Annotated in this window: 22 protein-coding genes; 14 read left to right on the top strand and 8 right to left on the bottom strand. The window is 63.7% G+C overall.

Translation table 11 applies throughout. From position 1 onward, the window contains the following. Positions 1-25 precede the first annotated feature (25 nt). From arcA to KI243_RS06715, 11 genes are all read left to right on the top strand, one after another. On the top strand, positions 26-1282 hold the full coding sequence (gene arcA, locus KI243_RS06765) for an arginine deiminase (protein WP_017127600.1): 1257 nt from the start codon (positions 26-28) through the stop codon (positions 1280-1282). A 21-nt stretch (positions 1283-1303) separates the two neighbouring features. Then, entirely contained in the window at positions 1304-2314 is a 1011-nt protein-coding gene (locus KI243_RS06760; RefSeq protein ID WP_017127599.1) for an ornithine carbamoyltransferase, read from the top strand. A gap of 86 nt (positions 2315-2400) precedes the next feature. Further along, complete coding sequence (gene arcC / locus KI243_RS06755; protein WP_017127598.1) at positions 2401-3330, top strand: carbamate kinase; 930 nt, start codon at positions 2401-2403, stop codon at positions 3328-3330. Between the two features lie 70 nt (positions 3331-3400). Then, the gene (locus tag KI243_RS06750) at positions 3401-3760 is read left to right on the top strand and encodes a DUF5064 family protein (RefSeq protein WP_017127597.1); all 360 of its coding nucleotides are present in this window, start codon (positions 3401-3403) and stop codon (positions 3758-3760) included. A gap of 237 nt (positions 3761-3997) precedes the next feature. Continuing rightward, entirely contained in the window at positions 3998-5506 is a 1509-nt protein-coding gene (locus tag KI243_RS06745) for a sigma-54-dependent transcriptional regulator (protein ID WP_017127596.1), read from the top strand. A 423-nt stretch (positions 5507-5929) separates the two neighbouring features. Further along, the gene (gene gcvH / locus KI243_RS06740; RefSeq protein WP_017127595.1) at positions 5930-6313 is read left to right on the top strand and encodes a glycine cleavage system protein GcvH; all 384 of its coding nucleotides are present in this window, start codon (positions 5930-5932) and stop codon (positions 6311-6313) included. Between the two features lie 9 nt (positions 6314-6322). Further along, complete coding sequence (gene gcvP / locus KI243_RS06735; protein WP_017127594.1) at positions 6323-9172, top strand: aminomethyl-transferring glycine dehydrogenase; 2850 nt, start codon at positions 6323-6325, stop codon at positions 9170-9172. A 153-nt stretch (positions 9173-9325) separates the two neighbouring features. Continuing rightward, positions 9326-10702 (top strand): L-serine ammonia-lyase, encoded by a 1377-nt coding sequence (locus KI243_RS06730; RefSeq protein ID WP_212810638.1) that lies wholly within the window; start codon positions 9326-9328, stop codon positions 10700-10702. Positions 10703-10751: 49 nt separating this feature from the next. Then, positions 10752-11876, top strand: a complete 1125-nt coding sequence (gcvT, locus tag KI243_RS06725; RefSeq protein WP_017127592.1) for a glycine cleavage system aminomethyltransferase GcvT — start codon at positions 10752-10754, stop codon at positions 11874-11876. Between the two features lie 405 nt (positions 11877-12281). Then, a complete protein-coding gene (locus KI243_RS06720) occupies positions 12282-12494 on the top strand; it encodes a cold-shock protein (RefSeq protein WP_010220199.1) in 213 nt (70 codons plus the stop codon). A gap of 101 nt (positions 12495-12595) precedes the next feature. Then, positions 12596-13084 (top strand): RDD family protein, encoded by a 489-nt coding sequence (locus KI243_RS06715; RefSeq protein ID WP_017127590.1) that lies wholly within the window; start codon positions 12596-12598, stop codon positions 13082-13084. Positions 13085-13156: 72 nt separating this feature from the next. Here KI243_RS06715 and KI243_RS06710 read toward each other — a convergent pair whose 3' ends face one another. The 4 genes from KI243_RS06710 to rpoE all read right to left on the bottom strand — a co-directional run bounded on the left by KI243_RS06710 (position 13157) and on the right by rpoE (position 17028). Further along, the gene (locus KI243_RS06710) at positions 13157-14590 is read right to left on the bottom strand and encodes a DegQ family serine endoprotease (RefSeq protein WP_017127589.1); all 1434 of its coding nucleotides are present in this window, start codon (positions 14588-14590) and stop codon (positions 13157-13159) included. A gap of 245 nt (positions 14591-14835) precedes the next feature. Further along, the gene (locus KI243_RS06705) at positions 14836-15816 is read right to left on the bottom strand and encodes a MucB/RseB C-terminal domain-containing protein (RefSeq protein ID WP_017127588.1); all 981 of its coding nucleotides are present in this window, start codon (positions 15814-15816) and stop codon (positions 14836-14838) included. Between the two features lie 8 nt (positions 15817-15824). Next, positions 15825-16415, bottom strand: coding sequence for an RseA family anti-sigma factor (locus KI243_RS06700; protein ID WP_017127587.1), 591 nt, complete (start codon positions 16413-16415; stop codon positions 15825-15827). A gap of 31 nt (positions 16416-16446) precedes the next feature. After that, positions 16447-17028: an RNA polymerase sigma factor RpoE gene (rpoE, locus tag KI243_RS06695; protein ID WP_017127586.1), complete on the bottom strand. Its 582-nt coding sequence runs from the start codon at positions 17026-17028 to the stop codon at positions 16447-16449. A 537-nt stretch (positions 17029-17565) separates the two neighbouring features. Here rpoE and nadB point away from each other — a divergent pair. After that, positions 17566-19182, top strand: a complete 1617-nt coding sequence (gene nadB, locus KI243_RS06690) for an L-aspartate oxidase (RefSeq protein WP_017127585.1) — start codon at positions 17566-17568, stop codon at positions 19180-19182. Here nadB and KI243_RS06685 read toward each other — a convergent pair. Both KI243_RS06685 and KI243_RS06680 read right to left on the bottom strand, forming a co-directional pair. Next, complete coding sequence (locus KI243_RS06685) at positions 19151-19603, bottom strand: protein YgfX (protein WP_212810637.1); 453 nt, start codon at positions 19601-19603, stop codon at positions 19151-19153. The genes nadB and KI243_RS06685 overlap by 32 nt on opposite strands. Further along, positions 19587-19841, bottom strand: coding sequence for a succinate dehydrogenase assembly factor 2 (locus KI243_RS06680; RefSeq protein ID WP_017127583.1), 255 nt, complete (start codon positions 19839-19841; stop codon positions 19587-19589). Before KI243_RS06680 ends, KI243_RS06685 begins: the two co-directional genes overlap by 17 nt. 151 nt (positions 19842-19992) lie before the next feature. Between KI243_RS06680 and KI243_RS06675 the strand changes: the two genes are divergently transcribed. Together KI243_RS06675 and KI243_RS06670 are read left to right on the top strand one after the other, a co-directional pair. Continuing rightward, on the top strand, positions 19993-20934 hold the full coding sequence (locus KI243_RS06675; protein WP_177085785.1) for a folate-binding protein YgfZ: 942 nt from the start codon (positions 19993-19995) through the stop codon (positions 20932-20934). Positions 20935-20957: 23 nt separating this feature from the next. Continuing rightward, positions 20958-21779, top strand: a complete 822-nt coding sequence (locus tag KI243_RS06670) for an HDOD domain-containing protein (protein WP_212810636.1) — start codon at positions 20958-20960, stop codon at positions 21777-21779. A gap of 141 nt (positions 21780-21920) precedes the next feature. On the opposite strand, the gene KI243_RS06665 is transcribed toward KI243_RS06670, so the two are convergent. Continuing rightward, positions 21921-23306 (bottom strand): sensor histidine kinase, encoded by a 1386-nt coding sequence (locus tag KI243_RS06665; RefSeq protein WP_177108029.1) that lies wholly within the window; start codon positions 23304-23306, stop codon positions 21921-21923. After that, positions 23299-23970 (bottom strand): response regulator, encoded by a 672-nt coding sequence (locus tag KI243_RS06660; protein ID WP_017127579.1) that lies wholly within the window; start codon positions 23968-23970, stop codon positions 23299-23301. Before KI243_RS06660 ends, KI243_RS06665 begins: the two co-directional genes overlap by 8 nt. Positions 23971-24059: the final 89 nt, after the last annotated feature.

The following is a 24059-nucleotide window of genomic DNA, read 5'->3' as shown; positions in this document are numbered from 1 at the left end:
GTTCGTTCTATCTGGAGGATCTGCAATGACCACGGAAAAAGTGAAGTACGGCGTCCATTCCGAAGCCGGCAAACTGCGCAAGGTGATGGTGTGCTCCCCCGGCCTGGCCCACCAGCGGCTGACCCCGAACAACTGCGACGAACTGCTGTTCGACGATGTGCTCTGGGTCGCCCAGGCCAAGCGCGATCACTTCGACTTCGTCACCAAGATGCGCGAACGCGATATCGACGTACTGGAGATGCACAACCTGCTGACCGATATCGTCGGCCAGAAGGAAGCCCTGGACTGGATTCTCGAACGCAAGATCACCGCCAACCAGGTCGGCCTCGGGCTGGTCAACGAAGTCGGCTCCTGGCTGCGCAGCCTGGAACCACGCAAGATCGCCGAGTTCCTGATCGGCGGCGTCTCCGCCGATGACCTGCCCGACAGCTTCGGCGGCAAGACCATCGAGATGTTCCGCGACTTCCTCGGCCACTCCAGCTTTATCCTGCCGCCGCTGCCCAACACCCAGTTCACCCGCGACACCACCTGCTGGATCTACGGCGGCGTGACCCTCAATCCGATGTACTGGCCGGCGCGCCGCCAGGAAACCCTGCTCGCCAGCGCCATCTACAAGTTCCACCCGCAATTCACCGAGGCCGACTTCCAGGTCTGGTACGGCGATCCGGACCAGGAGCACGGCAACGCCACCCTCGAGGGGGGCGATGTGATGCCGATCGGCAAGGGCGTGGTCCTGATCGGCATGGGCGAGCGCTCTTCGCGCCAGGCCATCGGTCAGCTGGCGCTGAACCTGTTCAAGCACAAGGCGGTGGAACGGGTGATCGTCGCCGGCCTGCCGAAGTCCCGCGCGGCCATGCACCTGGACACCGTGTTCAGCTTCTGCGACCGCGACCTGGTGACCATCTTCCCGGAAGTGGTGAACCAGATCGTCGCCTTCAGCCTGCGCCCGGACGAGAGCAAGCCGGGCGGCATCGATGTGCGCCGGGAAGAAACCAGCTTCCTCGACACCGTCGCCAAGGCCCTCGGCCTCAAGGCCCTGCGCGTGGTGGAAACCGGCGGCAACGCCTTCGCCGCCGAGCGTGAGCAGTGGGACGACGGCAACAACGTGGTCGCCGTGGAACCTGGCGTGGTGATCGGCTATGACCGCAATACCTACACCAACACCCTGCTGCGCAAGGCCGGTGTCGAGGTCATCACCATCAGCGCCGGTGAACTCGGTCGGGGCCGCGGCGGCGGCCACTGCATGACCTGCCCGATCATTCGCGATCCGATCGATTACTGACCGATATCCAGGGAGAAAAAAATGGCTTTCAACATGCGCAACCGCAGCCTGCTGAGCTTGATGCACCATACCAACCGCGAGCTGCACTACCTGCTCGACCTGTCCCGCGACCTCAAGCGCGCCAAGTACACCGGCACCGAGCAACCGCATCTCAAGGGCAAGAACATCGCACTGATCTTCGAAAAGACCTCGACCCGCACCCGCTGCGCCTTCGAAGTCGCGGCCCATGACCAGGGCGCCCATGTCACCTATATCGACCCGGTGTCGTCGCAGATCGGCCACAAGGAAAGCATGAAGGACACCGCCCGCGTACTGGGGCGGATGTTCGACGCCATCGAGTACCGTGGCTTCGAGCAGGAAATCGTCGAGGAACTGGCGAAGTTCGCCGGCGTGCCGGTGTTCAACGGCCTGACCGCCGAATTCCACCCGACGCAGATGATCGCCGACACCCTGACCATGCGCGAGCACAGCGACAAGCCGCTGCACGATATCAGCTACGCCTACCTCGGCGACGCCCGCTACAACATGGGCAACTCGCTGCTGATGATCGGCGCCAAGCTGGGCATGGACGTGCGCATCGGCGCGCCGAAAGCGCTGTGGCCCCATGAAGATTTCATCGCCCAGTGCAAGGCGTTCGCCGAGGAAAGCGGCGCGCGCATCACCATCACCGAAGACCCGCGCGAAGCGGTCAAGGGCGTGGACTTCATCCACACCGATATCTGGGTGTCCATGGGTGAGCCGGTGGAAGCCTGGGACGAGCGCATCGAGCAACTGCTGCCGTATCAGGTCAACGCGAAAATGATGAAGGCCGCAGGCAACCCGCGGGTGAAATTCATGCATTGCCTGCCGGCGTTCCATAACAGCGAAACCAAGGTCGGCAAGGATATCGCCGCGCGTTATCCGCACCTGGCCAATGGCGTCGAGGTCACCGAAGAGGTGTTCGAGTCGCCGGCCAACATCGCCTTCGAGCAGGCGGAAAACCGCATGCACACCATCAAGGCGATCCTGGTCGCGGCGCTGGCGGATATCTGATCTGTCGGAGAACTCCACCCTGTGGGAGCGGGCTAGCCCGCCCCCAACAGAAGTCTGGCCCCGATGCCCTATATAAGGATTGCATCATGCGTATCGTCGTAGCACTGGGCGGTAACGCCCTCCTGCGTCGTGGTGAACCCATGACCGCGGACAATCAACGCGCCAATATCCGTATCGCCACCGAACAGATTGCCAGGATCCATCCCGGCAACCAGCTGGTCATCGCCCACGGCAACGGCCCCCAGGTCGGCCTGCTGTCGTTGCAGGCGGCCGCCTATACCCAGGTCTCGCCCTATCCGCTGGATGTCCTCGGCGCCGAAACCGAAGGCATGATCGGCTACATCATCGAACAGGAACTGGGCAACCTGCTGGATTTCGAGGTGCCTTTCGCCACCCTGCTGACCCAGGTCGAAGTCGATCCCGGGGACCCGGCTTTCCAACACCCGAGCAAGCCCATCGGCCCGGTCTACACCAAGGCCGAAGCCGAGCGGCTGGCCGCGGAAAAAGGCTGGAGCATCGCCCCTGACGGCGACAAGTTCCGGCGCGTGGTCGCCAGCCCGAAACCCAAGCGCATCTTCGAGATCCGGCCGATCAAATGGCTGCTGGACAAGGGCAGTATCGTCATCTGTGCCGGCGGTGGCGGCATTCCCACGATGTACGGCGAGGACGGCAAGCTCAAGGGCATCGAAGCGGTGATCGACAAGGACCTGTGCTCGGCGCTGCTGGCCGAACAGCTGGACAGCGACCTGCTGGTGATCGCCACCGACGTCAACGCGGCCTTTGTCGACTGGGGCCTGCCGAGCCAGAAGGCCATCGCCCAGGCGCACCCGGACGATCTCGAGAAACTCGGCTTCGCCGCCGGCTCCATGGGCCCGAAAGTCCAGGCCGCCTGCGAATTCGCCCGGCATACCGGCAAGGTCGCGGTAATCGGCTCACTGGCGGATATCGAAGCCATCGTCCAAGGTAAAGCGGGGACGCGAGTCAGCACCGCCAAACCCGGCATCGTCTACTCATGAACAGCTGCCCTTGAACCCTTGGGGCAGATTCGTGGTCTGCCCTATTCCCATGCCTTGAAGGAGAGTTCCCATGGCCAAGTTCGAGCCCGGTCACCTGCATATCGAGCGGCACGCGCTGAACAAGGACGATTACAGCTACAACCTGTGTATCGATTATGAACTCGCCCAGGACCCCAGGGAGGGCAAGGGCATGCAGTTCACCTTGCATGGCAGCATCGAGGAAAAGCCCGTGAAGGAGTCGTTCTTCCTGGCCAAGGACCAGGCCTTCGACTTCGCCCGCCATGCCACCCGCATCGCCCAGCAATACGGCCTGCCGAAGAACGCCAGCATCGCCTCGATGCACAAGTACTACGACGAGATGTTCGAGGACGTGCGCGCGCAGCTCCACGTCAAGTCCGGCGACCCGATGAAGCCCGAACACCTGGAATAACCCAGGGTCATGTGGGAGGGGGCTTGCCCCGGAAGCTTTTAGCTCAAAATGGTCTCTTCGCGGCGGTGCGGCGTCCCGCCAACCCCGCGTACAAGGGGCCGTGGTGAATCTGAAACCTGTGGGAATGGGCTTGCCCGCGAAGAGGCCCGCAAGAGCATCAAAAGCTTCGGGGGCAAGCCCCCTCCCACAAGAGATGTCATACTTGGCGCCCTCTCGTCCAGAACCGAATTGCGCCCCATGCGTATCCACGTCAGCTTCATCGACCGCGTCGGCATTACCCAGGAAGTCCTGGCCCTGCTCGGCGGCCGCAACCTGAACCTGGATGCGGTGGAAATGGTGCCACCCAACGTCTACATCGACGCCCCGACCCTGAGCCCGCAAGTGCTCGAGGAATTGCGCGACGCGCTGTTCAGCGTCCGCGGCGTGCAGGCGGTGACGGTGGTGGACATCCTTCCCGGCCAGCGCCGGCACCTGCAACTCGACGCCCTGCTCGCCGCCATGACCGACCCGGTCCTGGCACTCGACAGCGAAGGCCTGGTGCTGCTCGCCAACCCGGCGCTGATTGCCCTGTACGGACGCGAGCCGGCTGGCGAAAGCGTGGCCGGACTGTTCGCCGATCCCGGCCTGCTGGAAGCCCTGCTGGAAAACGGTTTTCGCCTGCCCCTGCGGGAAATCACCGTCAACGGCCAGACCCTGCTGCTGGATGCCACCCCCATCACCGACGCCGGCGCGCTGCTGACGCTGTACCAGCCCAACCGTATCGGTGAGCGCCTGTCGGCGCTGCATCACGACCATGCCGAAGGCTTCGATGCCCTGCTCGGCGAGTCGGCGGCGATCCGCACCCTCAAGGCACGCGCCCAGCGGGTCGCGGCGCTGGACGCGCCCTTGCTGATCCAGGGCGAAACCGGCACCGGCAAGGAGCTGGTGGCCCGTGCCTGTCACGCCATCAGCGCCCGTCACAGCGCACCGTTCCTCGCCCTCAACTGCGCGGCGCTGCCGGAGAACCTCGCCGAAAGCGAACTGTTCGGCTATGCCCCCGGCGCCTTCACCGGCGCCCAGCGCGGCGGCAAGCCGGGGCTGATGGAACTGGCGAACCAGGGCACGGTGTTTCTCGACGAGATCGGCGAGATGTCGCCGTACCTGCAGGCCAAGCTCCTGCGTTTTCTCAATGACGGCAGCTTCCGTCGGGTCGGCGGCGACCGCGAGGTCAAGGTCAATGTGCGGATCCTCAGCGCCACCCACCGCGACCTGGAAAAGATGGTCGGCGAAGGCAGCTTCCGCGAGGATCTGTTCTATCGCCTGAACGTGCTCAATGTCGAGGTTCCCCCCTTGCGCGAGCGCGGCCAGGACATCCTCCTGCTGGCACGCTACTTCATGCAGCAGGCCTGCGCGCAGATCCAGCGCCCGGTCTGCCGGCTGGCACCCGGGACCTATCCGGCGCTGCTGGGCAATCGCTGGCCGGGCAATGTCCGCCAGTTGCAGAACGTGATCTTCCGCGCGGCGGCGATCTGCGAGAGCAGCCTGGTGGATATCGGCGACCTGGACATCGCCGGAACGTCCGTGGCCCGCCAGAGCGACAGCGAAATCGAAAGCCTGGAACAGGCGGTCGAGGAGTTCGAGAAGGACCTGCTGGGCAAACTCTATGTCCAGTACCCGTCCACCCGCCAACTGGCCAGCCGCTTGCAGACCTCCCACACGGCGATTGCCCATCGCCTGCGCAAGTACGGCATCCCCGGCAAGGCCTGATACAGCGGAAAACCTTGTGGGAGCCTGGCTTGCCAGCGATGGCGGTCGCTCAGGCGCCGCGAGACTCACGGGCCCCTTCGCGGGCAAGCCACGCTCCCACAAGGTTAAGCGCCAGCCTCGAGACACCCTAAAAGCGACCTCCATCTGTACTGAAAGCGCTACAGTGGAACGATTTCGCTACAATCGCAACCAGCCCACGCCCAACAAGGCTTTGATCCTGTTGAGCTTTTTTTCCCCGGTGCAGCTGTAGCGTTTTCGCTACAGCGATACCCGGCAGTGCGGCTGAAATCTCGCGCAAACTCTTGATTTACAAGCCTCAAACACTATTGGCCACAAACTTGCTAAGGGAACTGCCATGCAAGCGAGGCATAGCTCTCGCCTTTATCGCGTCCACCAGACGAGTCTGGCCCTTGAGGAGTTTCCATGAGCGAGTTGCGTTTTACTGAAGACCACGAATGGCTGCGTACCGAAGCCGATGGCAGTGTCACGGTCGGCATCACGGCATTCGCGCAGAATGCCCTGGGCGACGTGGTGTTTGTGCAACTGCCGGAACTGCAGGCCTACGACAAGGGCGCCGAAGCCGCCACCGTGGAATCGGTGAAAGCCGCCAGCGGCGTGTACATGCCCCTGGACGGTGAAGTGCTGGAAATCAATCCGGCCCTGGACGCCAGCCCGGAACTGGTCAACGAAGACCCGCTGGGCGAAGGCTGGTTCTTCCGCTTCCAGCCGAGCGACGCCGCCGCTGTCGGCCAACTGCTGGATCAGGACGCCTACGACCGCCTGATCAAAGCCAACGCCGAAGCCTGAGGAATCGCCATGACCATCAACCTCGGCACCGCCAACGAATTCATCTCCCGTCATATCGGCCCGCGCCAGGATGACGAACGCGCCATGCTCGCCACCCTCGGCTTCGATTCCCTGGAAGCCCTGAGCGCCAGCGTGATTCCCGACAGCATCAAGGGCACCAGCGTCCTCGACCTGCCGGCCGGGCAAAGCGAGGCCGACGCCCTGGCGTCGATCAAGGCCATCGCCGCGAAGAACCAGCTGTTCAAGACCTACATCGGCCAGGGCTACTACAACTGCCACACGCCATCGCCGATCCTGCGCAACCTCCTGGAAAACCCGGCCTGGTACACCGCCTACACGCCGTACCAGCCGGAAATCTCCCAGGGTCGCCTGGAAGCGCTGCTGAACTTCCAGACCCTGATCAGCGACCTGACCGGCCTGCCGATCGCCAACGCCTCGCTGCTCGACGAAGCTACCGCCGCCGCCGAAGCCATGACCTTCTGCAAGCGCCTGAGCAAGAACAAGGGCAGCCACGCCTTCTTCGCCTCCGTGCACTGCCACCCGCAGACCCTCGACGTGCTGCGCACCCGTGCCGAGCCGCTGGGCATCGACGTCGTGGTCGGTGACGAGCGTGAGCTGAGCGATGTCAGCGCCTTTTTCGGTGCCCTGCTGCAATACCCGGCCAGCAACGGCGACCTGTTCGACTACCGCGAACTGACCGAACGCTTCCACGCCGCCAACGCCCTGGTGGCGGTTGCCGCCGACCTGCTGGCCCTGACCGTGCTGACCCCGCCGGGTGAGTTCGGTGCCGACGTCGCCATCGGCAGCGCCCAACGCTTCGGCGTGCCACTGGGCTTCGGCGGCCCGCACGCCGCGTACTTCTCTACCCGCGATGCGTTCAAGCGCGATATGCCCGGCCGCCTGGTCGGGGTTTCCGTGGATCGTTTCGGCAAGCCGGCCCTGCGCCTGGCGATGCAGACCCGCGAGCAACATATCCGTCGTGAAAAGGCCACCAGCAACATCTGCACCGCCCAGGTCCTGCTGGCCAACATCGCCAGCATGTACGCGGTGTACCACGGTCCGAAGGGCCTGGTGCAGATCGCCAACCGCATCCATCACCTGACCGCCATCCTGGCCAAAGGCCTGGGCGCACTGGGCCTGGACGTCGAGCAAGCCAGCTTCTTCGACACCCTGACCCTCAAGACCGGCGCGCGCACCGCTGCCCTGCATGACAAGGCGCATGCCCAACGGATCAACCTGCGGGTGGTCGACGGCGAACGCCTGGGCCTGTCCCTCGACGAAACCACCAGTCAGGCTGACGTGGAAGCCCTGTGGAACCTGCTGGCCGATGGCAAGGCGCTGCCGGACTTCGCCGCCCTCGCCGCGTCAGTACAAGGCGCCATCCCGGCGGCCCTGGTCCGCCAGTCGCCGATCCTCAGCCACCCGGTGTTCAACCGCTATCACTCGGAAACCGAGCTGATGCGCTACCTTCGCAAGCTGGCGGACAAGGACCTGGCCCTGGATCGCACCATGATCCCGCTGGGTTCGTGCACCATGAAGCTCAACGCCGCCAGCGAGATGATCCCGGTGACCTGGGCCGAGTTCGGCGCCCTGCACCCGTTCGCCCCGGCCGCACAGAGCGCCGGCTACCAGCAACTGACCGACGAGCTGGAAGCGATGCTTTGCGCCGCCACCGGCTACGACGCCATCTCCCTGCAGCCGAACGCCGGTTCCCAGGGCGAATACGCCGGTCTGCTGGCGATCCGCGCCTACCACCAGAGCCGTGGCGATGACCGTCGCGACATCTGCCTGATCCCGTCGTCGGCCCACGGTACCAACCCGGCCACCGCCAACATGGCCGGCATGCGCGTGGTGGTCACCGCCTGCGACGCCCGTGGCAACGTCGATATCGAAGACCTGCGGGCCAAGGCCATCGAGCACCGCGAGCACCTCGCCGCGCTAATGATCACCTACCCGTCGACCCACGGTGTGTTCGAGGAAGGCATCCGCGAAATCTGCGGCATCATTCATGACAACGGCGGCCAGGTGTACATCGACGGCGCCAACATGAACGCCATGGTCGGCCTCTGTGCCCCGGGCAAGTTCGGTGGCGACGTGTCGCACCTGAACCTGCACAAGACCTTCTGCATCCCCCACGGCGGTGGCGGCCCGGGCGTCGGCCCGATCGGCGTGAAATCGCACCTGACCCCGTTCCTGCCCGGTCACGGCGTCATGGAGCGCAAGGAAGGCGCGGTCTGCGCGGCGCCGTTCGGCAGCGCGAGCATCCTGCCGATCACCTGGATGTACATCCGCATGATGGGCGGCGAAGGCCTCAAGCGTGCCTCGCAACTGGCGATCCTCAATGCCAACTACATCTCCCGCCGCCTGGAAGAGCATTACCCGGTGCTCTACACCGGCAGCAACGGCCTGGTGGCGCACGAGTGCATCCTCGACCTGCGACCATTGAAGGACAGCAGCGGCATCAGCGTCGATGACGTCGCCAAGCGCCTGATCGACTTCGGCTTCCACGCGCCGACCATGTCGTTCCCGGTGGCCGGCACCCTGATGATCGAGCCGACCGAAAGCGAATCGAAAGAAGAGCTGGACCGTTTCTGCGACGCCATGATCCGCATCCGCGAAGAAATCCGCGCGGTGGAAAACGGCAGCCTGGACAAGGACGACAACCCGCTGAAGAACGCCCCGCACACCGCGGCGGAGATCGTCGGCGAGTGGACGCACCCGTACAGCCGCGAGCAGGCGGTCTACCCGGTGGCGTCGTTGATCGAAGGCAAGTACTGGCCGCCGGTCGGTCGCGTCGACAATGTGTTCGGCGACCGCAACCTGGTCTGCGCCTGCCCGTCGATAGAGAACTACGCTTGATCCCATAGCCCCCCCTTGTAGGAGCCGGCTTGCTGGCGATAGCGCCGTTTCAGTCGCCCACGATGCTGGCTGGCTACACGCAATCGCCGGCAAGCCGGCTCCTACAGGGGAGCGTGTCCATCACCATAATAAGAACGACCCCGGAGAACCCACATGTCCCTGAGCGTGTTCGACCTGTTCAAGATCGGCATCGGTCCCTCCAGCTCCCACACCGTCGGTCCGATGCGCGCAGCCGCGCGCTTCGTCGAGGGCCTGCGGCGCGAAAGCCTGCTGCAACAGACCACCTGCGTCAAAGTCGAGCTGTACGGCTCGCTCGGCGCCACCGGCAAAGGCCACGGCAGCGACAAGGCCGTGCTGCTGGGCCTGGAAGGTGAACACCCGGATACCGTCGACACAGAAACCGTCGCCGCCCGCCTGCACACCATTCGCAGTGACGGACGCCTGAATCTGCTCGGCGAACATTCCATCGAATTCAACGAAAAGCTCCACCTGGCGATGATCAGGAAACCCCTGGCCTACCACCCCAACGGCATGATCTTCCGCGCCTTCGACGCTGCCGGCATCCAGATCCGCAGCCGCGAGTACTACTCGGTCGGCGGCGGTTTCGTGGTCGACGAAGACGCCGCCGGCGCCGACCGCATCGTCGAAGACAGCACTGCGCTGACCTTCCCGTTCAAGAGCGCCAAGGAACTGCTGGGGCATTGCAGCACCTACGGCCTGTCCATCAGCCAGGTCATGCTGACCAACGAAAGCGCCTGGCGCCCGGAAGCGGAAACCCGCGCCGGGCTGCTGAAGATCTGGCAGGTGATGCAGGACTGCGTCGATGCCGGCTGTCGCAACGAAGGCATCCTGCCGGGCGGCCTGAAGGTCAAGCGGCGCGCGGCGGCCCTGCACCGGCAGCTGTGCAAGAACCCGGAAGCCGCCCTGCGCGATGCGCTGTCGGTGCTGGACTGGGTCAACCTGTATGCCCTGGCGGTCAATGAAGAAAACGCCAACGGCGGACGCGTGGTCACCGCCCCCACCAACGGCGCGGCCGGGATCGTTCCCGCCGTGCTGCATTACTACATGCGCTTTATCCCCGGTGCCAGCGAGGACGGCGTGGTGCGCTTCCTGCTCACCGCCGCCGCCATCGGCATTCTCTACAAGGAAAACGCCTCGATCTCCGGCGCCGAAGTCGGCTGCCAGGGCGAAGTCGGCGTGGCTTGCTCGATGGCCGCCGGCGCCTTGTGCGAAGTGCTCGGCGGCACCGTGCAACAGGTCGAGAACGCCGCCGAAATCGGCATGGAGCACAACCTCGGGCTGACCTGCGACCCCATCGGCGGGCTGGTGCAGGTGCCGTGCATCGAGCGCAACGCCATGGGCTCGGTCAAGGCCATCAATGCCGTGCGCATGGCCCTGCGTGGCGACGGCCAGCACTTCGTCTCCCTCGACAAGGTCATCCGTACCATGCGCCAGACCGGCGCCGACATGAAAAGCAAATACAAGGAGACCGCCCGTGGCGGTCTGGCCGTAAACATTATCGAATGCTGATCGACAAGGCCGGCGCAACCGGCCTCCCGGCAATTTCCAGGAGCTGAAGATGTCCACCGAAAACCTGCTGAAAACCCCGCTGCACGCCCTGCACCTGCAACTCGGTGCGCGCATGGTGCCGTTCGCCGGCTATGACATGCCGGTGCAGTACCCGCTGGGCGTGATGAAGGAGCACCAGCACACCCGTGAACAGGCCGGGCTCTTCGATGTCTCGCACATGGGCCAGATCCGCCTGGTCGGCGCCGCGGCCGCCAAGGCCCTGGAAGCCCTGGTGCCAGTGGATATCATCGACCTGCCGGTGGGCATGCAGCGCTATGCGATGTTCACCAACGAAACCGGCGGCATCCTCGATGACCTGATGGTCGCCAACCTGGGCAACGACGAACTGTTTCTGGTGGTCAACGCCGCCTGCAAGGACCAGGACCTGGCGCACCTGCAACAGCACCTGGGGCATCTGTGCGAGGTCCAGCCGCTGTTCGAGGAACGTGCCCTGCTCGCCCTGCAAGGTCCGGCCGCCGTGAGCGTCCTGGCGCGCCTGGCACCGGAAGTCACCCGGATGACTTTCATGCAATTCGCCGCCGTGCGCCTGCTGGGTGTCGACTGCTACGTCAGCCGTTCGGGCTACACCGGCGAAGACGGCTTCGAAATCTCGGTACCGGCGGCCAGCGCCGAGTCCCTGGCCCGCAGCCTGCTGGCCGAACGCGAAGTCGAAGCCATCGGCCTCGGTGCACGCGACTCGCTGCGCCTGGAAGCCGGCCTGTGCCTCTACGGACATGACATGAACACCGAGACCACGCCGATCGAAGCCAGCCTGCTCTGGGCCATCTCCAAGACCCGTCGTGCCGACGGTGCACGGGCCGGCGGCTTCCCCGGTGCCGAGCAGATCTTCGCCCAGCAGCAACAAGGCGTGCAACGCAAGCGCGTCGGCCTGCTGCCGCAGGAACGCACACCGGTACGCGAAGGCGCGGAAATCGTCGACCAGGACGGCACCGTCATCGGCAGCGTGTGCAGTGGCGGCTTCGGTCCGACCCTCGGCGCACCGCTGGCCATGGGGTACCTGGACAGCGCCCATTGCGCGCTGGACAGCGAGGTCTGGGCCATCGTCCGCGGCAAGCGCGTACCGCTGAAAGTCAGCAAAATGCCTTTTGTTCCGCAACGTTACTACCGCGGTTGAAACTATCGCGGTTGATACCAACAGTAACAACTAAAGCGGTTATGAAACAGTGCACTAGCTTGTAACGCAACCGCCACAAAACAGTGCATATATTCGTTAGCGAACTTGGCTTATAACAGTCGAACCCAACTGAATACTGTATGTCCGGCATCCCCCCGCCAAAGCCCGCGAAAACTGCGACAAACCGGCGCAAACCGCGGGCTTGGCGGGGGCTTGTTTTTTCTCCCACAGTTGGCGTAGAGTTTCCCTACTGTGTTTGCATGGGTCGCTTGGAATCGTGACCTGGGCAGTAGCTCTAAGTTTGCTACAACCCGTTCGACGTCTCTTACTTTCCTGCAACCCAGCCCAGTACTCTTTCAGGTGAAAGGGGCTGTCATTAATTTTTAGCGTCAAAGGAAATAAGAAATGTCCCAACGTCAGAGCGGCACCGTCAAGTGGTTTAACGACGAGAAAGGTTTTGGTTTTATCACTCCAGAAAGCGGTCCGGATCTGTTCGTCCATTTCCGCGCTATTCAGGGCAACGGCTTCAAGAGCCTGAAAGAAGGCCAGAAAGTGACCTTCATCGCCGTGCAAGGCCAGAAAGGCATGCAGGCTGACGAAGTGATCGCAGAAGCCTGATCTCAAGCTTTATTACACTAAAAGCCCCTGATGGTGACATCAGGGGCTTTTTTGTGAATGCAATTCCGTAAAATGGCTTTTTCCGTTCAGAGAGAGCTGCTATGTCGAAGCACGTACTAAGCCCCCAGGGCGAGTTCCCTGCCGCCGGCCTGGGCCGTCGCCTGGCCGCGATGTTCTATGACTTCCTGCTGTGTACCGCCCTGCTGATCGTCACCGGCTTCATCTACAAGCTGGTGCAGATGGCGCTCATCGGCGAACAGCGGCTCAAGGCCCTCTCCGATGCCGGCGCCCTCGACGGCGACCCGCTGCTGTCGACCCTGCTGTTCTGCGTGCTGTTCGCGTTCTTCGCCAAATTCTGGACCTACAAGGGCCAGACCCTGGGCATGCAGGTCTGGGGGATCCGCGTGCAGAACGCCGACGGCTCGGCCATCAGCATCTGGCAGGCGCTGCTGCGCTTCATGGTATCGATCGCTTCCTGGCTGTTTGCCGGCCTGGGGTTTATCTGGGTGCTCTTCGACAAGCGCAAACGCAGCTGGCACGACATCTACTCCAACAGCCAGCTGGTACGGATTCCCAAGCAGAACCGCTGACGCCTTGCGTCCGCCCATGAAAAAGCCCGCCTCATTCGAGGCGGGCTTTTTTGTCACTCACTTCAGTCCGGCTTATTCGGCCAGCTTGAAGGTGATGAAGCTCGCACGTCCCTGGCGCAGTACGCGCATCGATACCGAGCGATTCTTCGGCAGGGCCTTGGCGATATCGGTGAACTGCTTGGCATCGGTGATCGCCTGGTTGTTCAGGTGCGTGATCACGTCGCCCGGCTGCAGACCGATCAGGGCCGCCGGACCGTCCTGCACTTCCTTGATCACCACGCCGCCCTTGAGCTGGTCGTTGGCTTTCTTCTGGTCATCGGTCAGGTCGGCGACGGAAACCCCGAGGCGATTGCTGCTGCGCTCGGCACCGGCGGACTTGGCGATATCCATTTCCTTGCCTTCATCCGGGATCGCACCGACCGTCAGGTCAATGGTCTTGCGCTGCCCTTCACGCACCACTTCCAGCTTGGCTTTCTCGCCCGCCTTCAGTGCACCCACCAGATGCGGCAGGTCGGCCGACAGCTCGATAGGCTGGCCGTTCATGCTGAGGATCACGTCACCGACCTGCAGGCCGCCTTTCGCCGCCGGACCATCGTCCTGGACCTGGGCCACCAGCGCACCGGCCGGCTTGTCCAGGCCGAAGGACTCGGCGAGGTCCTTGTTGACCTCCTGGATCACCACGCCCAGCCAGCCACGGCTGACCTTGCCACCGCTCTTCAGCTGGTTGGAAACGTCCATGGCGACATCGATCGGAATCGCGAAGGACACGCCCATGAAGCCACCGGAACGGGTGTAGATCTGCGAGTTGATGCCGACCACCTCACCGTTGAGGTTGAACAGCGGACCACCGGAGTTGCCCGGGTTGATCGGTACGTCGGTCTGGATGAACGGGACGTAGTTTTCGTTCGGCAGGCTGCGGCCCACGGCACTGACGATGCCCTGGGTCACGGTGTGGTCAAAGCCGAACGGCGAGCCGATGGCGACAACCCACTGACCCGGCTTCAGGTCCTTGGACTTGCCCAGCTTGAGGGTCGGCAGGTTCTTGCCGTCGATCTTCAGCAGCGCCACGTCGGAACGCGGATCGGTGCCGACCAGCTTGGCCTTGAGCTCGCTGCGGTCAGCCAGGCGCACCAGGATCTCGTCGGCGTCGGCAACCACGTGGTTGTTGGTCAGGATATAGCCGTCATCGGAGATGATGAACCCCGAGCCCAGCGACTGCGCCTCACGCTGCCGACCGCCGCCACCGCCCCCCTTCCCGCGCGGTTGCGGGAAACCGCGGAAGAACTGCTGGATTTCCGGCGGCAAGCCTTCCAGGCCCTGGATCTGCTCCGAGACCTTGCGGTCCGGCAGCTTCTGGGTGGTACTGATGTTCACTACCGCCGGCGAAGCCTGCTCCACCAACTGGGTGAAATCGGGCAGCTCCGCGGCCTGGGCCGCGACTGTCTGCCCGAGCAGCAGGACAGCGGCGAAAATGGACAGATAAGATTTCAAGCTTGGTATCGACATACGGCTCCCGTAAACAACGAGCATGGTTAAGCGACAGGTACCATAAAACCCAAGGATGATTAAGCCTGGATTACGGACCGGGAACAACAAACAAGGCCAGGGCCGTTGGGGCCCTGACCTATAGGAAAATTCGGCTGGTTTTGCAAATGAAAATGATCACCGGACATTTCGGCATCTCGATCCCACCGCTCGCGCGGCTTCATGTGCGGACATGATCGAGTCACCAGGCGTCATGGATCAGCGGCTCACTGCTTGCTGGCCTGCGCATCGCCGGCACGCATCGACAAGGCGATCCGTTCGGCGGTCCCGATGGGAATCTCGCCCACCACCGTGACCATGATTTCCCCGCTCGGGGTGGTCAGGCGCCGGGAAACCGCAACGGTGGGGCCCAGTTGGGTGCGGGTGTCGGCGATGGTGGCGCCGTTGAGGGGCTCGAGGAACACCGAGAAACGCGCCAGCCCGTCGTCATACATGAGGCTGTTGACCTGGGTCTTGGACTGCGGATCGACACGCGCCGTGCTGCTCACCAGCTCGAAGCCCGGCGGCAGCCAGTCGGAATGCCAGAGCTGCGCCACCTTGCTGCCCAGCACCTGCACCTTGGCCTGCGCCTGGTTGCTGAGCAATACCACCGGCTTGCATTCGGCACCGGCCTGCAACTGGCTGTCCTGGGGCACGTCGGCGGTATTGAGTTCGGTGAACTGGAAACGTTCGAGCAATTGCCCCTTGTCGTTGATCAGCAGCGACTTGAGCGGCAAGCCGGTCTGGCGATCCAGGTGCAATTCGAAACCATAGCGATGCTGGTCGCGGGGCGTCAGCGACACGATGACCGCGGGGCGGCCGGCGACGCGTGACTTGCCCACGACGGCAATGTCATACCAGGCATTGAGTTTCTGTGGATCAAGCGCGCGGGCATGGGCATCGGGCGACTCGCCGAGTCCGGCAACCAGGGTGCCGCTGACACACTCGGTGTGCCCATCGACGCGTACGACCTCTTGTGCCGAGCCATCGAGCTGAAGCAAACGTTCACGAACCTGACCGTTCTGGACGAGATGCCAGATACGGTGGGTCGAGAAACTGCCGTTGCGTTCGTAGACGAAAGTGCCCTGGAAGCTTTGCTGCTGCTCGGCTTGCCCAAGACGCTCCAACCAGTCCTGGGCTTCGTCGGCCTGGGCGGTCAGGATGAACCCACCGGCCAGGGCAAGCGTTAGAAGAGGTAGCGCGCGCATGATCCTCCTTACTTGGCGGTTTCCAGGCTGGCGGCACGTGCGTAGGGCAGTGCGCTCTCAGTGCCTTTCAGGGCAGCTTGCTGGGCATGCTGGCGCAGGTAGCCTGGCAGACGCTGGTCCCAACCCGGCTGGCCTTGTTGCAGCACGCCATTGGCCATCGGCCCGGTGGGCTCGGAGCCTTCAGTATAGCCGGCCAGGACCGCTGGGCCCTTGACCGTCGGAGCGGCCAGACCAGGCTGGTTCGATTGCTGGGCCAGTTGGGCGCCGGCAATGTCATCCTGGTTGTAGAAACGCACACCGGCGAGCACCGCCACGGTCACCGAAGCGGCCACGGCCAGGCGGCCAAGAGTACGCCACGGACCACGGGAGCCCTTGGCCGGGACTTCTTCGCCAGCCAGCGCGGCCGATACGGCCGAGGCGATATCCAGGCGTGGATCCAGCAATTCCTTGTGCATCACTGCCCGGGCGATTTGGTAACGAGACCAGGTAGCACGGGTGTCGGCATCGTCAAGGGCACTCAGTACCCGACGCAATTCCAATTCGTCCGCTTCGTTATCCATCACCGCGGACAGCGATTCCTGCAGGGCTTCACGACTCATGACGGTTCCTCTCTTGGCTGTCGCCGCTGTCTCAGGTTTCCTGCAACAACGGCTGCAGGGCTTTATCTATGGCCTCCCGAGCGCGGAAAATCCGGGAGCGCACGGTGCCCACAGGACATTGCATGACGGCTGCAATGTCCTCATAACTCAGACCATCGAATTCACGTAAAGTTAACGCCGTACGCAAATCTTCTGGCAGTTGCTGGATGGTTCGATGGACGGTGCCCTCGATCTCATCCCGGAGCAACGCACGCTCCGGTGACTCGAGATCCTTCAGGCCATGATCGCCATCGTAGAACTCGGCATCCTCGGAACTCACATCACTGTCTGGCGGCCTGCGACCGCGGGATACCAGATAGTTTTTCGCCGTGTTGATGGCGATGCGGTACAGCCAGGTATAAAAAGCACTGTCGCCGCGAAAATTACCCAGGGCACGGTAGGCTTTGATAAAGGCTTCTTGTGCAACGTCCTGGGCTTCATGGGTGTCGTGCACGAAACGCACGATCAACCCGAGAATTTTGTGCTGGTATTTCAGCACTAGCAGATCGAAAGCCCGCTTGTCGCCGCGTTGAACGCGCTCGACCAGCTGCTGATCCTCTTCCTGGGTTAGCATGAACACTCCTCATAGGACTTGAAGGAGGCTGCCATTGCTAATTGATCAGGCTTGCAAACATAGACTCGGGCTTTTGGCAAAAGTTCTCCCCCTTCAAGCAAGTTTCCTGCGGCCCGCTGAACGGACACACACGAAAAACGCAGCTCGGACTTGGCCGACTGCGTGAATAATCTTGTCGTCGAATCCGCTGGCGAAGCCCTTTCATCAGGCCACGCAGAAAGCCGACGCTGTCCCCTTCTTTCAGGCACCTGTCTATGGAGCCCGGGGCTTTTCAAAAGTTCCCGGAGACCGCAGTAAGTAATAGCATTGTGCCGTTCCCTCGACCAAAGACTGCCTGAGCCTTGTTATAGCCGAAAAATCATCGTCTTACCGTGCAAAACCACATGCACGGCGACCCAGAGTGGCGCACACTTCCTGCCCGCTGTAGTTTCACAATGCCACGAAGGCCCGGCTATTGTGCCGATCCCCCCAGCCATATACTAGTGCGCTGTGTGGCGGGCTCCGTGGCCCACCAGGGCGTTTTCCGGATTCCTAGAGATGAGCCAACATTTTCAACACGATGTGCTGGTGATTGGCAGTGGCGCCGCCGGCCTGAGCCTGGCGCTGACCCTGCCGGGCCATCTGCGCATTGCCGTCCTGAGCAAGGGCAACCTGGCCAACGGTTCGACCTACTGGGCCCAGGGTGGCGTCGCCGCCGTGCTGGACGACACCGACACCGTGCAGTCCCATGTCGAGGACACCCTCAACGCCGGCGGCGGCCTGTGTCATGAGGACGCGGTGCGCTTCACCGTCGAGCACAGCCGCGAGGCCATCCAGTGGCTGATCGACCAGGGCGTGCCCTTCACCCGCGACGAAGAAGCCAAGGTCGACGACGGCGGTTTCGAGTTCCACCTGACCCGTGAAGGCGGCCACAGCCACCGGCGTATCATCCACGCCGCCGATGCCACCGGCGCGGCGATCTTCACCACCCTGCTGGAACAGGCCCGGCAGCGCCCGAACATCGAGCTGCTGGAGCAGCGCGTGGCCGTCGACCTGATCACCGAAAAACGCCTGGGCCTGGACGGCGAACGCTGCCTGGGGGCCTATGTACTCAACCGCGGCACGGGCGAAGTCGATACCTACGGCGCGCGCTTCACCATTCTCGCCTCGGGCGGCGCGGCCAAGGTCTACCTCTATACCAGCAACCCCGACGGTGCCTGCGGCGACGGCATCGCCATGGCCTGGCGTTCCGGCTGCCGGGTGGCGAACCTGGAATTCAACCAGTTCCACCCGACCTGCCTGTACCACCCGCAGGCCAAGAGCTTCCTCATCACCGAAGCCCTGCGTGGCGAAGGCGCGCACCTGAAGCTGCCCAACGGCGAACGCTTCATGCCGCGCTTCGACCCACGGGCCGAGCTGGCGCCACGGGATATCGTCGCCCGCGCCATCGACCACGAGATGAAGCGCCTGGGCATCGACTGCGTCTACCTGGACATCAGCCACAAGCCCGCGGCCTTTATCAAGACGCATTTCCCGACGGTGTACGAACGCTGCCTGGAATTCTCCATCGACATCACCAGACAACCCATCCCGGTGGTCCCGGCGGCGCACTACACCTGTGGTGGCGTGCTGGTCGACCAGCAGGGCCGCACCGACGTACCCGGCCTGTATGCCATCGGCGAGACCAGCTTCACCGGCCTGCACGGCGCCAACCGCATGGCCAGCAACTCGCTGCTGGAGTGTTTCGTCTATGCCCGCTCGGCGGCCGCCGACATTCTCCGGCAACTGCCACAGGTCGCCGTACCCGTGGCCTTGCCGAGCTGGGACGCGAGCCAGGTGACCGATTCCGACGAAGACGTGATCATCGCCCACAACTGGGATGAGCTGCGGCGCTTCATGTGGGACTACGTCGGCATCGTGCGCACCAACAAGCGCCTGCAGCGGGCCCAACACCGGGTGCGCCTGCTGCTGGACGAGATCGACGAGTTCTACAGCAACTACAAGGTCAGTCGCGACCTGATCGAGCTGCGCAACCTGGCCCAGGTAGCCGAGTTGATGATCCGCTCGGCCATGGAGCGCAAGGAAAGCCGGGGCCTGCATTACACCCTCGACTACCCGGACCTGCTGCCCGAGGCCCTCGACACTATCCTGGTGCCGCCCACCTACGCCGACTGAATTTCAAGCGCACGCGCAGGCGCCGATGCGAGTCGGCCGCCAGCGCGTCGCGGGGTACGCAGATCGAGCGCGGCCACCAGTCCCCGGGCCGACGAAAGCGCAGCACCACCAGCCAGGGCAAGGCGAGGCTGTCACGCTGCAAGCGGACCGGCTGCCAGCCAGTTGCCCTGCTCCAGAGCTGCCAACCCCGCTCGTCACGCCGCAAACCGGTAAAAGCCGACGGATGGTCCAGGCGTATTCGCCGCGGCACCACCCAGGCCCCGTGGAGCAGGCACAGCAAAACCCCGGACAGGCTCGCCCAGAGTGGGATTTCCAGCAGGCTGAACGACGACAACGCCAGGCCCAGGGCCCCGAGATACGCCGCCAGCAACAGCCGCGAGGCCTGCCAGCGGCATTCGAACGTGTTACTTGGGCTGAACACGGTCCAGGATCATGCGGACCATGCGCTGCAGCTCCGGATCTTCCGACTCGGAACGCTCCATGAACCAGCCGAACATGTCCTGGTCCTCGCATTCGAGCAGCTTGCGATAGCACTCGCGGTCGACGTCATTCAGATGCGCGTACACCTCCTTGACGAACGGTACCAGCAGCACGTCCAGTTCCAGCATGCCGCGGCGGCTGTGCCAATAGAGACGATTGAGTTCTACATCTTCGACCATGGAGCGCTCCTCAAATTTGTGCGCAAGTATACAGGCCCGAGCGTCACGGCACAGTCGGCTTTGGTCGGGGGCGCGCGGTGTTTTGTGAACTACCCATTTCCAGGGCGCCCCTCTATGATGTCCACCAGACCTATTCATGCTGCGAAGACCCATGGCCGATTCCGCTTTTTTCTGCACTCTCTCCCACGAAGGCGTTCTCGCCGTCCGCGGCTCCGACGCCAGCAAGTTCCTGCAGGGCCAGTTGACCTGCAACCTCGACTACCTCAGCGAGAACCGGGCCAGCCTCGGCGCCCGCTGCACGCAGAAAGGCCGCATGCAGTCGAGCTTCCGCATCCTGCTCGAAGGTGACGGCGTGCTGCTGGCCATGGCCGGCGAGTTGCTGGAACCACAACTGGCGGACCTGAAGAAATACGCGGTGTTCTCCAAGTCCAGGCTCACCGATGAAAGCGCCGGCTGGGTACGTTTCGGCCTGGGCCAGGCGGACAGCGTACTGGCCGCCCTCGGCCTCGACCTGCCCGAGGACACCGACTCGGTGGCACGGGCCAATGGCCTGATCGCCATCCGCGTATCCGTCGGGCGCAGCGAACTCTGGGCCCCGGCGGACCAGGCGCAGGACCTGCGGGCGCAACTGGCCGGCCAACTGCGCGAAGCCGATCTCAATACCTGGTTGCTCGGACAGATTCGCGCCGGCATCGGCCAGGTCATGCCGCAGACCCGCGAACTGTTCATCCCGCAGATGCTCAACCTGCAGGCCGTCGGTGGCGTGAGCTTCAAGAAAGGCTGCTACACCGGCCAGGAAATCGTCGCGCGCATGCAGTACCTGGGCAAGCTCAAGCGCCGCCTGTATCGCCTGACACTGGACGCCGGGCAACTGCCTGAACCCGGTACGCCACTGTTCTCGCCCGCCCACAACAGTTCCATCGGCGAAGTGGTGATCGCGGCCACGGCCGAACACTCGATCGAACTGCTGGCGGTGCTGCAGGCCGAAGCGGTCGAAGCCGGCATTGTCCATCTGGGTGACCTGCAAGGCCCGGCCCTGACATTGCTCGACCTACCTTACCAACTGGACCGCGATCGCGAGATCCAGCGTTAACCGCACCGCCTTAGAGAACACAAATGAACAAGCTGGCGGAAAAGGTCCAACAGGATTTGGTAGCGTCCATCGACAACGATGACCTGGTTCTGCCCACGCTCCCGGAAGTCGCCCTGAAGATTCGCGAGGCGGCGGAAGATCCCGAAATCAGCGTCAGTACCCTGAGCAAGGTGATTGCCGGCGACACCGCCCTGTCGGCCCGCCTGATCAAGGTGGTCAACAGCCCCTTGCTGCGCGCCAGCCACGAAGTGACCGACCTGCACACCGCCATCACCCGCCTGGGCGTGAACTACAGCAGCAACCTGGCGATCGGCCTGGTGATGGAGCAGATCTTCCACGCCCGCTCCGAGGTGGTGGAACAGAAAATGCGCGATGTCTGGCGCAAGAGCCTGGAAATCGCCGGGATCAGCTACGTGCTGTGCCGCGACTACACCTCGCTCAAGCCAGACCAGGCGGCACTCGGCGGGCTGGTGCACCAGATCGGCGTATTGCCGATCCTGACCTACGCCGAGGATCACTACGAACTGCTGGCCGACCCGTTGAGCCTGGACCATGTGATCGAGAGCATTCATCCGCTGCTGGGCGACAAGCTGTTGCGGGTCTGGGATTTTCCCGAGCGGCTGGTCAAGCTGCCGGGCCAGTACCAGGACCTGGAGCGTGACAGCGGCACCCTCGATTACGTCGACCTGGTGCAGATCGCCACGGTGTTCTGCCACCAGGGCACGACGCAGCCCTATGCCAATATCCCGCTCGCCAGCCTGGCGGCCTTCAGGCGCCTGAGGCTGGACCCGGACAGCGAGGCCTGGGTCGAAAAGCTCAACGATGCGCGAATGATGTTCAACTAGCTTTTCAGCGTGGCGCCTGTTCTGGCGCTTTCGCGGGCAAGCCCGCTCCCATAAATTCCGGGGTGCTCATGATTCTTGTGTGCGACACAGAGCCCATGTGGGAGCGGGCTTGCCCGCGAAAGCGCAGGCCCGGGCAACCCATCAACCCGCGATAAAACTCACCCGGACCTTCAGCCCGCGTGGCTCGCCGTCGTGCAGGCTGATCTGCGCCAGATGCGCCCGGCAGATCTCGCCGACAATCGCCAGGCCCAGTCCCGAGCCCATGACCTGCTGGTTGCGCCGATAGAAGCGTTCGAAGACCCGGTCGCGCTCTTCCAGGGGGATCCCCGGCCCGTCATCCTCCACTTCCAGCACCGCCGGCGCACTCACCCGCAGGATCACGTTGCCGCCCACCGGTGTATGGGCCAAGGCGTTGTCCACCAGGTTGCTCAGCAACTCGTTGAGCAACGTCGGCTCGCCACGCAACCACACCGGCTCATCCGCTTCCAGCGCCAACGCAACGCCCCGGGCATGGGCCAGGGGAGCCATCGCCATGCCCAGTTCCCGCGCCAGCTGGCTCAGGTCGAGCAACTGCGCGCCACCTTCGGCAATCGCCCGCGCGCCGTTTTCCACCCGCGCCATCGACAGCAACTGGTTGGCCAGGTGCGTCAGGCGATCGGTGCCCTGGGCCGCGGTTTCCAGGGTGCTGCGCCAGGTGTCGGCGTCGGTGGCCCGCAAGCCCAGTTCCAGGCGCGCCTTCAACGCCGCCAGGGGGGTACGCAGCTCATGGGCGGCATCGGCGATAAACTGCCCCTGGCGCTCGAACTGCCGGCGCAGGCGCTCGGTGAAATGATTGAGGGCGCGCACCAGAGGCCACAATTCGTGCTGCACTTCCACCAACGGCAAGGGCCGCAGGTCATCCGACTGGCGCTCCTCCACCGCCGTGCGCAGGCGCTCCAGCGGACGCAGCGCGGCACTCACGGCAAACCACACCAGCAACAAAGCGCCCACCGCGAGCATGCCCAATCGCAGCAGCGTATCGGCCATCAGGCTGCGGGCCATGTTGACCCGCGCCTCATCGGTCTCGGCCACGCGAATTTCCGCCATGCCGTTCATGTTCGGCTCGCTGACCGCCTTGAGCAGACTCACCACCCGCACGTTCTGCCCGCGGTATTGCGCATCGTAGAACCGCGCCAGGGCCGGATAGTCATCGGTACGCGGGGTGCCGGGCGGCGGTGGCGGGAGGTTTTCGTAACCGGAAATCAGCTGCTGGTTGATGTCGTTGACCTGGTAGTAGATGCGTCCCGCGCTGTCATAGGCGAAGGTATCGAGCGCCACATATGGCACGTCGGCGCTGAGGGTGCCGTCGCGCTGCGAAAGGCCGGCGGCAATGGTTCGCGCCGACGCCAGCAACGTCCGGTCATAAGCCGTGTCGGCGGCTTCGCGACCGTTCCAGTAGGCGCTCAAGCCGCTGGCGAGCATCAGCACCACCAGCAGCAGCGCAAGATTCCACAGCAACCGCCAACGCAGGCTGCTGGGCTTATGCATCGCGGTTTTCCAGCAGATAACCGAGACCGCGGAAGGTCACGATGGCCACCGCATGGCCGTCGAGTTTCTTGCGCAGGCGGTGCACATAGATTTCGATGGCGTCGGGGCTGGCCTCCTCATCCAGGCCGAAGACCTGGGAAGCCAGTTGCTCCTTGCTCATCACCCGTCCCGGCCGGGCGATCAGGGCTTCAAGTACCGCCTGTTCGCGGGAGGTCAGGGTCAACAGGTCGTCGCCGAGGGTGAAGCGTCGGGTGTCCAGGTCGTAGACCAGCACCCCGCAGCGCTGCTGGCGCTCGCCGCCCAGCACGCTGCGGCGCAGCAAGGCCTTGACCCGGGCTTCCAGCTCCGTGAGCTCGAACGGCTTGGCCAGGTAATCGTCGGCCCCCAGGTTGAGGCCATGGACCCGGTCCTTCACATCGCTGCGGGCGGTCAGCATCAGCACCGGCAGGTTTTTCCCGCGGGCACGCAGGCGGGCCAGCACTTCGAAGCCATCCATGCGCGGCAACCCCACATCGAGGATCGCCACCGCGTACTCCTCGCTGCCCAGGGCCAGGTCCGCGGCGACCCCGTCGTGCAGCACGTCCACCGTCAGGCCCGCGCCCTTGAGCGCCTGGGCAACGCTTTCGGCCAACTGCAGATGGTCTTCGACCAGAAGCACACGCATGAATTTCCTACCTCGACTGGGGACCGTTGAACGTCCTTCTGGGCGCGGAGTTTACCCAATAAACCTACGCCCGGTAGCCAGCATTCCCC

Source organism: Pseudomonas sp. Ost2, assembly GCF_018326065.1.
Taxonomy (GTDB): Bacteria; Pseudomonadota; Gammaproteobacteria; order Pseudomonadales; family Pseudomonadaceae; genus Aquipseudomonas; species Aquipseudomonas gingeri.
This window is presented reverse-complemented; position numbering and strand designations above follow the sequence as displayed.